Source organism: Streptococcus ferus DSM 20646 (assembly GCF_000372425.1).
Lineage (GTDB): Bacteria > Bacillota > Bacilli > Lactobacillales > Streptococcaceae > Streptococcus > Streptococcus ferus.
In genome coordinates this window covers 135,251-144,901 of the sequence record NZ_AQVD01000004.1, presented here as the reverse complement: position 1 = coordinate 144,901, position 9,651 = coordinate 135,251, and the positions used below count along the sequence as shown (strand labels likewise).

The window sequence follows — 9,651 nt, the reverse complement described above, 5'->3', positions numbered from 1 at the left end:
TATCGTTTCCAATAGTTATCCCCCGCTAAAAGGCAGGTTACCTACGCGTTACTCACCCGTTCGCGACTCATGATGAATGGTGGAGCAAGCTCCGGTATCCATCATGCGTTCCACTTGCATGTATTAGGCACGCCGCCAGCGTTCGTCCTGAGCCAGGATCAAACTCTCTGATAAAAGTTGATCAAACTCAAGCTATCACTAGCTCTTCCGTTTTATTGTTTCTTCATTGACAGGTTACTTCTGTAACCCGCACTTAACGTCTTGTTCAGTTGTCAAAGGGCTTTCTCCTTACGGAGACAACTATTATATTCTAGCACCTACTCCTCCCTTTGTCAACTACTTTTTTTCGTTTTTGAAGAATCTCACCAAAAGGTGAGATTTTCTTTACATAAGTACTTCGTCTGAGATTAGGGATTTAGAATAGATAAGGTTTCTAGGAGATTATCAACATTGATTTCTATTGTATCTCCAGTAGATTTAATCTTCACTTCTACAATGCCATCACTCGCCTTTTTACCGACAATCACACGAATAGGCAGGCCAATTAAATCACTGTCAGAAAATTTTGAACCGACCCGTTCATTTCGGTCGTCTGTTAAAACAGAGTAATTGGCGTCCTCTAATATTTTCTCGACTGTTTTGGTTACGGATAGAGCATCCGTATCCTTGACATTGACGGTGATGAGGTGAACATCAAATGGTGCTAGTTCTTTAGGGAAGTTGATTCCCCATGCAAAACGAAATTCCTCTTTAGCTGTTTTATTGACAAAAATTCTAGCATGCTGTTCAATAACTGCTGAAAGAATTCTGCTAACACCTATACCGTATGACCCCATGATGATCGGCAAGGAACGTCCATTTTCATCCAGAATTTGAGCTCCCATGCTGTCAGAGTAACGTGTTCCCAGTTTAAAAATATGGCCAATCTCAATACCACGAGCAAATTTTAGGATTCCTTGGCCGTCAGGAGATACTTCTCCCTCGCGAACCTGACGAATATCCACATATTCTGCTTGGAAATCACGTCCTGGATTAACGCCTGCTAAATGATAGCCATCCTCGTTGGCACCGACAATAGCATTGGCTGAGTCTTGAACTTTACGATCCGCCACAATCTTAGTGCCTTCAGGAAGATTTACTGGCCCGAGCGAACCAAAGTGCGCTCCAAAAACAAGTTCAGCCTCTTTTTCGCTAGCTGCTTCTAAAAAATCAGCTCCCAGGTAATTCTTCAGTTTGACATCATTGATTTGATCATTGCCGACCAAAAGAACCACAACAGGTTCGTCATCTGCGATAAACAGCAGGGTCTTAATGGTCTGAGATTCGTCAACGTCCAAGAAAGCAGCCACTTCGTCGATTGTCTTGCAATCGGGCGTTTCAATTCGTCTAATTTCCTCCTGTGAGACAACCTTGCTGCTAGCTTTATACGCGTTAGTTGCCATTTCAAGATTAGCAGCATAACTCGACTCACTGGAGTAAGCAACGGTATCTTCGCCTGAAACTAGCCATGAAGCAAGTTCTTCTTTGATAGCTGCCAGAACATCTTGTGGAATTTCTTCTATAGAAGTGATTGACTTATCCAAAATCAGCCAATGGGCCAAATCTGTTCGGTCAGGAGTAATCGCCATGAACTCCTGACTATCCTTGCCTCCCATCGCACCGCCATCGCCAATAATCGCTTTAAAATCTAGGCCGGCACGGTTAAAAATGGCTTCGTAGGCTTTACGATAGTCCTCATAAGTTTTGTCCAAGCTTTCATAATTGGCATGGAAACTGTAACCATCTTTCATAATAAATTCACGCGTTCGTAAAAGACCATTACGCGGGCGTTTTTCATCACGGTATTTAGGCTGAATCTGATAAAGGTTCAAAGGCAGCTGTTTGTAAGACTTGATTGAGTCGCGGACAAGAGCTGTAAAGGTCTCTTCATGAGTCGGCCCTAAAATAAAATCAGACTGTTCGCGATTTTTCAGCTTATACAAATCCTCTCCGTAAGTTTCATAACGGCCAGACTCTTTCCAAAGATCAGCTGTCAATAGTGCTGGAGCCAGCATTTCAACCGCACCTATCTTCTCAAACTCCTCCCGCATAATCGTCTTCAGCTTTTCAATCACATAATTTGCAAGAGGAAGGTAGGAATAGATTCCTGCCGATACTTGCCTAACATAACCTGCCCGCACTAAAAGAGCATGGCTAATCACTTGAGCGTCACTCGGCATCTCTCTTAAGGTTGGAATCAACATATTACTTTGTTTCATATTTAAAAGTCACTCCATTACAAAATCAATTTAGAAAAAGGCTCGCATAATATCGTTCCAAGTCACCGCAATCATCAAGATGACCATGATAGCAACGCCTGCAAGTGTAATATAGGTTTCTGTTTCTTGTTTCAGCGGTTTCCGACGGATGGCTTCGATAATATTGATTAGAATCTTTCCACCGTCAAGGGCTGGAATGGGAATAAGGTTTAAAATCCCTAGGTTCATTGACAGCATTCCCATTAAAAGCAAACTTGACAGAAAACCTTGCTGCGCGGCGGTGTTGCTCATCTGGTAAATGGCGACCGGACCGCCTAATTTATTCAAATCTGGCTGTAAAATCAAATTCTTTAGTGCATTTAAGATGGCGAACGTTCTCTCCCAAGCGATTCGGATACCTGCTTGGATATTGCCCAGAACACCAAGAGACTCAATTGACGGGGTAACCCCTAAGGTATATCGGCCTTGAACTTTTTGAGGTTTTACAGAGAGGGTTCGTTTGCCCGATGCTCCTTGGACCACAAGAGAGAGCGTCTCTGTTGAGTCAAAATCCTTAGTTTCAAGATCGACAGCCTGAGATAGACTCTCCCAGTCTGTCACTTTTTGGTCTCCGATTTGCAGGATGCGTTCGTTGTTTTTAAGACCTGCTTTGGCAACAGCCCCATCGGGGATAACCCTAACCTGATTCGTTTCAAGATTTTGCACCCCACCTTGGATAAAGACAGCTAAAACAAAAACTAGAATCCCCAAAATGAAATTATTCATCGGACCTGCAAAATTGGTTATGAGGCGGCCCCAAATACTTGCATTCTGGTATTGAACATCAAGCGGCGCAATACGTACTTCTGTCCCATCTTCCTCAACAATAGTCACATCGTGATCAACAGAATAGGTCTTGGGCTCATCCAGAACGGTACCCGAAATTTCTAACTTATCTTCTAAGTCGTAGGAGACCACTGTCATCGGGAGACTGGTTTTATCCAGACGCTTACCCGAAAGATCAATACGAGTGACAACTCCCTCACTATTAAGAGTCAGACTAGCAGGTGTGCCTGCCTTGATTTCAGAATCATCATCGCCCCAGCCTGCCATTCTGACATAGCCACCGAGGGGCAGAAGTCTAATCGTATAGGCTGTGCCGTCTTTCCCTGTATGTGCAAAAATTTTCGGCCCCATACCAACTGCAAATTCTCTGACTAAGATGCCAGATTTCTTAGCAAAATAGAAATGTCCAAATTCATGAACCACAACAAGAATGCCAAAAATAATGATAAAGGTTAAGAGTCCTGACATATAGGAACCTTTCTAGTATTGGATTAGAAGAGGCCGAAGAAATGCATGATTGGAAAAACAAAGATAGGACTGTCAAACCGATCTAAAATGCCGCCATGGCCTGGAATAAGTTTCCCTGAGTCTTTGACACCAAAATGACGCTTAATAGCACTTTCGACTAAATCACCAAATTGAGCAAAAACACTGAAAACAGCAACTAAAATTAACATCACAAAGAAGTTGTGAGGAGCGTAGACACTTTTGTCAAAGAGCATGAAGAGTAATGCAACCAGAACTGCTGAGCCTACACCGCCTAAACTTCCTTCAATGGTTTTATTGGGGGAAACCGCCGGCATCAGCTTACGCTGCCCCAATTGACGGCCAATCATATAGGCGCCAATATCCGTTGCCCAGACGATAAATAGGGCTAGAAAAACCTTGTCCAAACCAGCAATGCGAGCATTAACCAAATTCTGGAAGCCAATTCCCACATAAAGACTGGACGCAAGCGGATAGGCCGCGTCTTCAAATGAATAGACACTGCTATTTAGAACTGTCCCCGCTAAAATCAGCAAAACAATTAACGAAAAGGCTGTGAAACTGCCATCAAGTGGTAAGAAAGTCAAGTAATGATCGAGCGGAACCGTTAGAACAAAGGCCGCTAGCATGGCTAACACGCCTTCAAAAGAGAAAATTTCCAGCTGCTTCATTCTCAGCATTTCTGAAACACCTATCATCGCTAATAGACCGACAAAAAGTTGGAAGGCCAAACCTCCCACAAGTAGGAAGGGGAGGAAAATCGCCAGCGCAGCTCCTCCGAAAATAACACGTTTCTGCATAAGTCTCTCTTTCTAAATGCCGCCAAATCGACGCTGTCGACGATTGTACTCAATAATTGCCTGATGAAGATCTTCAGAACCAAAGTCTGGCCATAATGTCTTTGTAAAATACAGCTCACTGTAAGCAGATTGCCAAGGTAAAAAGTTACTAAGGCGTATTTCACCACTGGTTCGGATAATAAGGTCAGGGTCACGGTAGAGGTAGGGGAGATTATTGGTCATCAAATAGTCTGAAATAATATCCTCTGTAATATCCCCGGGATTAAGACGGGCATCTAGAACTTCCTGAGCAATCAGTTTAACAGCATTTGTAATTTCAGCTCGCCCCCCATAGTTAAGAGCAAAATTTAAGACAAGACCTGAATTGTGTTTGGTCAACTCTTTGGCACGCTCCAAAGCATCTAAAGTTTCCTTCGGCAGGCGATTGTGTTCCCCAATGACCTGAATGCGGACATTATTTTTGTGAAGTTCAGGGACATACTTGTCAAAAAACTCAACAGGCAGGTGCATAATGAACTTGACTTCTTCTTTGGGGCGGCTCCAATTCTCCGTGGAAAAGGCATAGACAGTCAAAACCCTGACACCTAATTTGGAGGCTGAAATCGTCACATCCTGAAGGGCATCCATTCCTGCCTTATGCCCTAAGACACGCGGCTTCATCCGTTTTTTAGCCCAGCGGCCATTACCATCCATAATAATGGCAATATGATGAGGTATCTTGTCCATGCGGACTTCTTCTTGTCTTCTTCTTAATTTAAACATAACTTTCCTAAAACTCAATTAGTTAATCTATTTTATCATAATTCAACTATTTATAAAAATAGGTCCGAGGAAGAAAAGACCTCAATCACTTCTGACCAAGGTTCCTTTTCTTATTCTTCAATCGCTGTTTGGCTGTCTGAAGTGTTATCCTCAGTTTCGATGGCATCGTCTGTCTCAGTAGCGTCGCTAGCTTGGCCGCCTTTGGCAATAACTGACTTAACGGCTCCTAGTTCATAGGTAAGGTAGACACCGTCAACGTCAAGGACAATCTTTTGATTGGCCGTATCCACTTCGTCAACAATGGCATATAGACCGCCGATGGTCACAATTTCATCCCCCTTTTGGAGGCTGTTCATTTGATCTTGACGCTCTTGAACTCTCTTTTTTTGCTGACGTTGCATGAAAAACATCATTCCGATAAACACGACGATGATAATAATACTAGAATAGGGCATTCGTTTCTCCTTAATTATGTTATAAAGTCACTCCATACTATAGCAAAAATAGCGACTGAAAGCAAGTCAAGGGAGTTCCGTCCAGAACTCCCTCAGCTTAGCTTACAAAATCCAGAATAGCCTCTTCTGACAAGGACGAATCACAGACGACTTTGACCTGTCCGCCTTTGGCAACAAGCAAGCCCGGAACTGTCGCCACACCGTAACGGTCACGCAGCATTTGGATAGCGACAGCGTCTGATGAAGCCTCACTGTCAATAAAGGAAACTGCCAATCCATTGTCCTTGGCAACCCCGCTCAATTTTGGAGCAAATTTGCGGCAATAAGGACAGGTTGAGCGACCAATAAAAAGAATCAAATCTTCCCCCTGATCAATTTTGGCCTGCGCTTCTGTTGCTGCAAGGGGCGCAAACGGTTTAATTGCTTCGGCAAATACTGTCATCATTACTCTCCTCATTCTTAATATTATAATCTTATCTTAGACCTTTTCGGGTTATAATTCAAACATCTAACATAAAAAGCCCCTTGGGGCTTTCTCTTACATTCCTTCGACATTATGGTAAACTTTCTGCACATCGTCATCGGCTTCAAGAGCATCAATTAACTTTTCAAAGGTGTCCAGATCATCTCCCTCAAGCGTGACCTCAGATTGCGGAATCATCTCCAGTTCGGTCACTTGGAATTCCTCAACACCATTAGCTCGGAGAGCCTCGATTCCCTTATGAAGATCTGCTGGCGCCGTATAGACCGTAATCGTCCCTTCATCAGCCTCAACATCATCGACATCAACATCAGCTTCCAGTAATTGCTCAAAAATACTGTCCGCATCCTCTCCTGCAAAGACAATGACGCCTTTTTTATCAAATAAATAGGAAACCGATCCAGAAGCTCCCATGTTCCCCCCATTTTTACCATAAGCTGAACGAACATTGGCAGCTGTACGATTAACATTTGATGTCAGAGTATCTACAATAATCATTGAGCCGTTCGGTCCAAAGCCTTCATAACGGCCTTCCACAAAGGTTTCGTCTGTATTTCCCTTAGCCTTATCAATAGCCTTATCGATGACATGCTTTGGTACCTGTGCCTGTTTGGCACGCTCCAAGACAAATTTCAAAGCTGAATTTGATTCTGGATCTGGTTCACCTTGCTTGGCAGCAACATAGATTTCAACACCAAACTTGGCATAAACTTTTGAGTTAGCACCATCTTTAGCGGTTTTCTTAGCGACAATATTGGCCCATTTACGTCCCATGGGAATCTCCTTTTTCTTATTTAATCATTCAAGCCAATTATTTTTAAATCGTATCCGCAGGATACCTGATTAAATAAACGGCTGAAAATAGCAGAGCTATTACAATACCTTTAACATTATAGCACTTTGACCAAAGGCTGTAAAATAAGAGTATCGGTGTCTTCAAGTCCATTTATGGAAAAACAACCATCTTCAAAAAATCAGGAATGCACCTTTTATCAGTGACAACGGAAAAGTCAATAGCAGGCTTTCGTTTAATAGACTGAAGCATGTTAAAAATCCAGTTGAACGACAGCAGTCAAACTGGATTTTGATTTCAAAAATTCTCTGTCCAGAGCAATAAACTTGAAAATCTTACTTTCTAGGCTTCATTAATAAGAAGGCTGTCAATAAAGCTGTACGTCTTGTATTTAGTTCAACGTCAAGCAAGATATCGTTTGACTTTCTGAGCTCCTCGGTCATGTCCTCTAACTGCGTTTCAATTTTTTGCATGTTCTGAATCAGCTGCTCTTGATTTTGTTCGGTCCTCATTTGATGCTGTTGGGTGCGCAGAAGGTTTGCTGCTTCTTTAAAATTATCTGCACGCAGGTCATTGATCAATTCCCATATGCCAGCTACGTCTGTGGCATTGAAAAAATTTTGAGGGATGAAGGCCTTCATCTGTAAAAAGTAGGGCTCATTTTCAAGATTAGTCACAGCACTTTGCAGTTCTGCAATCCGTCTATGGTTAGCCCATTCGTTTTCAAGACGCGCGATTCGCTCCTTTTGCTTCTTCTTGCCATATCTAAAAAGTGTCAGAAGAAGAAAGGTCACCACAAAAACGATAAGGGCTCCCACCGCAGCAAAAAATAGAGAAAGCACTAAAGATAGGATAATCCCAGCAATTTTCGAAATAATCCCTCCTGTTCCTAAAATATCATGCAGGTATACCATCTCATAGTACCCAAAAACAATAATCCCCGCAAGAGGACCGAGAACCAGGGCCAAGGTCAAAGGCTTATTGTCTTCCTTTTCTTTGGTGATCTCTGTCTGATAATAATCCTCAATATCGGCAATCTGCCCATTTAAATTGTCTATTGCGCTTAGAGAACCATACATGTAGAGCAAATTGTCCAGTAACTCTTCTCGGGTTTGGTTGTCCATAACTTCCTACTTTCTTAACATTGAACCTATTTTTTAATCATCAAAATAGGAAAGTAAACTTTCCTATTGCTCTTTATTGTATTACAAGTTTTCTTCCATTTCAATAGCCGATGATAATCATAGGGATGAGAAGATTGGCTCTCACTCAGATTAAAACACCATTCAAATGATCCATTTCATGCTGAATAATTTGGGCAGAAAGGCCAGTAAACACCAGCGTCTGTTTCTGCCATTCTTGGTTATAAAAAGTGACGGTAATCTCGCGATAGCGCTTGGTCGTTCTGCTGCCAGCAAGCGACAGACAGCTTTCTTCTGTCTGATAAGGCTGTGTTTTTGCTGTCATGACAGGGTTATACATGACAAGGTCGGTAAAGCCGATGGAAACAATGATAATCCGTTTGTTAATACCAATCATATTGGCTGCCATGCCAAGGCAGTTATCTTTATGGGCCGCCAAGGTATCCTGCAAATCCTGACCGACAGCGAAATCATCTCTGGTGGCTAGCTCTGCCTTTTGCTGCAGGAAGAAGGTATCTTTTACGATAGGTCTAATCATAACTTGTCCTTTGGTTTTTTATAATTAGTATAACAGATTTTATAATAAGGAAACACTGTGACTAGAGACCATAGAAATCAAATTCGTTAGAATTTGCATAACTATAAGGCTAAAGCTGATGCTTTAACCTCATAGGGCTCTTTTACCGGCAATAAATAGCAATCGCCTGAGCTGCAAAGACTGCTGTTCCCTGACCGCCTGCTTGATCAATAAACTGACTAAAACGGTTATCCACAGCGTACATTTGCCCCAGACCAGCTAAAACTTCGTTTGTACACTCATAGAAATTTTGACTGATATAATCCTTAAGAACTCCCACCTGCTTCTGAACTTTGGGATCATCAGCCTCCAAGTCCTTCAAGCGTCGAAATAGCCATGTCGGTTGACAGCGTTGCATAGTTCCCAAAACCAATGCCAAAAACAGCATAGCCAATAAAAACTAATACTAAACAAGCTATTCCCTGCACACCAACAAGTGTCATAAAAACAATACCTATCCAGAGTACAGCTAAGTCCCCAAATCATTGGCTTGCGAACATCAAAATACTTCAGTGATTTCTCACCAATACGAATATGGTAATCAAAACTCAGATAAGATAGCCTAAGGACATGGTTCCTGCAAATCGGGAAGACAAACCGCGTCCCTGCTGCATATAAGTATTAATAACAATCAAAGTTCCAGCTACGCTATTTAACAAAAAGTTAGACAGAGCCGCACCTAGATAATACTTATTCCGAAAGAGACTAAAGTCAATAAAGCTCGCCTCCTTGCGAATTTCAACAAAGTAGAAAGCTATAAAACCAATAATCATAAGAGCGAACAAGCCCAAGGTCTGAGGATGAAGGAGACCTTTTCCTTGTGCACTTGACAAACCGATATTTAAAGACAGCATGCTGATGATAAAAATCACCAGACCAAAAAAGTCAGAGCGCCCTGCCTCCACCAGTCTGGTTCTTACTCTTAGGTGTTTCCCAAATCAAAACAAAATTGAGTAAAGAAGCAAGAATGGTTGGAAGTATTATTTTTGACATCATTTTCTTTTTAAAAGGAAATGATAATCCCGTCCAACAAAGCCGCTACCTCTGTTGCTATATATTATAATTCTTAGTA

11 protein-coding genes, 1 rRNA gene and 1 pseudogene are annotated in these 9,651 nt (G+C 42.1%); all 13 read right to left on the bottom strand.

What is annotated here, in order from left to right:
• Positions 1-174, bottom strand: a 16S ribosomal RNA gene (locus A3GY_RS0107255); the annotation flags it as partial.
• Between the two features lie 233 nt (positions 175-407).
• Positions 408-2,258: a proline--tRNA ligase gene (locus A3GY_RS0107250; RefSeq protein WP_026161977.1), complete on the bottom strand. Its 1,851-nt coding sequence runs from the start codon at positions 2,256-2,258 to the stop codon at positions 408-410.
• 30 nt (positions 2,259-2,288) lie between these two features.
• On the bottom strand, positions 2,289-3,551 hold the full coding sequence (gene rseP, locus A3GY_RS0107245; RefSeq protein ID WP_018030755.1) for an RIP metalloprotease RseP: 1,263 nt from the start codon (positions 3,549-3,551) through the stop codon (positions 2,289-2,291).
• A gap of 23 nt (positions 3,552-3,574) precedes the next feature.
• Positions 3,575-4,369, bottom strand: a complete 795-nt coding sequence (locus A3GY_RS0107240; RefSeq protein ID WP_018030754.1) for a phosphatidate cytidylyltransferase — start codon at positions 4,367-4,369, stop codon at positions 3,575-3,577.
• 12 nt (positions 4,370-4,381) lie between these two features.
• On the bottom strand, positions 4,382-5,131 hold the full coding sequence (gene uppS, locus A3GY_RS0107235) for an undecaprenyl pyrophosphate synthase (protein WP_026161976.1): 750 nt from the start codon (positions 5,129-5,131) through the stop codon (positions 4,382-4,384).
• Between the two features lie 110 nt (positions 5,132-5,241).
• Positions 5,242-5,586, bottom strand: coding sequence for a preprotein translocase subunit YajC (gene yajC, locus A3GY_RS0107230; RefSeq protein ID WP_018030752.1), 345 nt, complete (start codon positions 5,584-5,586; stop codon positions 5,242-5,244).
• A 97-nt stretch (positions 5,587-5,683) separates the two neighbouring features.
• Positions 5,684-6,028 (bottom strand): DUF6568 family protein, encoded by a 345-nt coding sequence (locus tag A3GY_RS0107225; protein ID WP_018030751.1) that lies wholly within the window; start codon positions 6,026-6,028, stop codon positions 5,684-5,686.
• A gap of 96 nt (positions 6,029-6,124) precedes the next feature.
• Positions 6,125-6,841, bottom strand: coding sequence for a YebC/PmpR family DNA-binding transcriptional regulator (locus tag A3GY_RS0107220; protein WP_018030750.1), 717 nt, complete (start codon positions 6,839-6,841; stop codon positions 6,125-6,127).
• Between the two features lie 354 nt (positions 6,842-7,195).
• On the bottom strand, positions 7,196-7,984 hold the full coding sequence (locus A3GY_RS09945) for a hypothetical protein (protein ID WP_018030749.1): 789 nt from the start codon (positions 7,982-7,984) through the stop codon (positions 7,196-7,198).
• A 145-nt stretch (positions 7,985-8,129) separates the two neighbouring features.
• Positions 8,130-8,540 carry a peptide deformylase gene (locus A3GY_RS0107210; protein WP_018030748.1) on the bottom strand — a complete coding sequence of 137 codons (411 nt, stop codon included), beginning with the start codon at positions 8,538-8,540 and terminating at the stop codon, positions 8,130-8,132.
• Between the two features lie 142 nt (positions 8,541-8,682).
• Positions 8,683-8,910 (bottom strand): annotated as a pseudogene (locus A3GY_RS0107205) (TipAS antibiotic-recognition domain-containing protein); the annotation flags it as partial.
• On the bottom strand, positions 8,882-9,022 hold the full coding sequence (locus A3GY_RS10300; RefSeq protein WP_156092927.1) for a hypothetical protein: 141 nt from the start codon (positions 9,020-9,022) through the stop codon (positions 8,882-8,884). The gene A3GY_RS10300 and the pseudogene A3GY_RS0107205, both read right to left, overlap by 29 nt.
• Positions 9,023-9,127: 105 nt before the next feature.
• Positions 9,128-9,484 carry a hypothetical protein gene (locus tag A3GY_RS09940; protein WP_026161975.1) on the bottom strand — a complete coding sequence of 119 codons (357 nt, stop codon included), beginning with the start codon at positions 9,482-9,484 and terminating at the stop codon, positions 9,128-9,130.
• Between the last annotated feature and the right edge of the window lie 167 nt (positions 9,485-9,651).

Bases quoted from the DNA above. Each gene is read 5' to 3' on its own strand.
- A3GY_RS0107250 (WP_026161977.1), bottom strand. From the start codon at position 2,258: ATGAAACAAAGTAATATGTTGATTCCAACCTTAAGAGAGATGCCGAGT.
- rseP (WP_018030755.1), bottom strand. From the start codon at position 3,551: ATGTCAGGACTCTTAACCTTTATCATTATTTTTGGCATTCTTGTTGTG.
- A3GY_RS0107240 (WP_018030754.1), bottom strand. From the start codon at position 4,369: ATGCAGAAACGTGTTATTTTCGGAGGAGCTGCGCTGGCGATTTTCCTC.
- uppS (WP_026161976.1), bottom strand. From the start codon at position 5,131: ATGTTTAAATTAAGAAGAAGACAAGAAGAAGTCCGCATGGACAAGATA.
- yajC (WP_018030752.1), bottom strand. From the start codon at position 5,586: ATGCCCTATTCTAGTATTATTATCATCGTCGTGTTTATCGGAATGATG.
- A3GY_RS0107225 (WP_018030751.1), bottom strand. From the start codon at position 6,028: ATGACAGTATTTGCCGAAGCAATTAAACCGTTTGCGCCCCTTGCAGCA.
- A3GY_RS0107220 (WP_018030750.1), bottom strand. From the start codon at position 6,841: ATGGGACGTAAATGGGCCAATATTGTCGCTAAGAAAACCGCTAAAGAT.
- A3GY_RS09945 (WP_018030749.1), bottom strand. From the start codon at position 7,984: ATGGACAACCAAACCCGAGAAGAGTTACTGGACAATTTGCTCTACATG.
- A3GY_RS0107210 (WP_018030748.1), bottom strand. From the start codon at position 8,540: ATGATTAGACCTATCGTAAAAGATACCTTCTTCCTGCAGCAAAAGGCA.
- A3GY_RS10300 (WP_156092927.1), bottom strand. From the start codon at position 9,022: ATGACACTTGTTGGTGTGCAGGGAATAGCTTGTTTAGTATTAGTTTTT.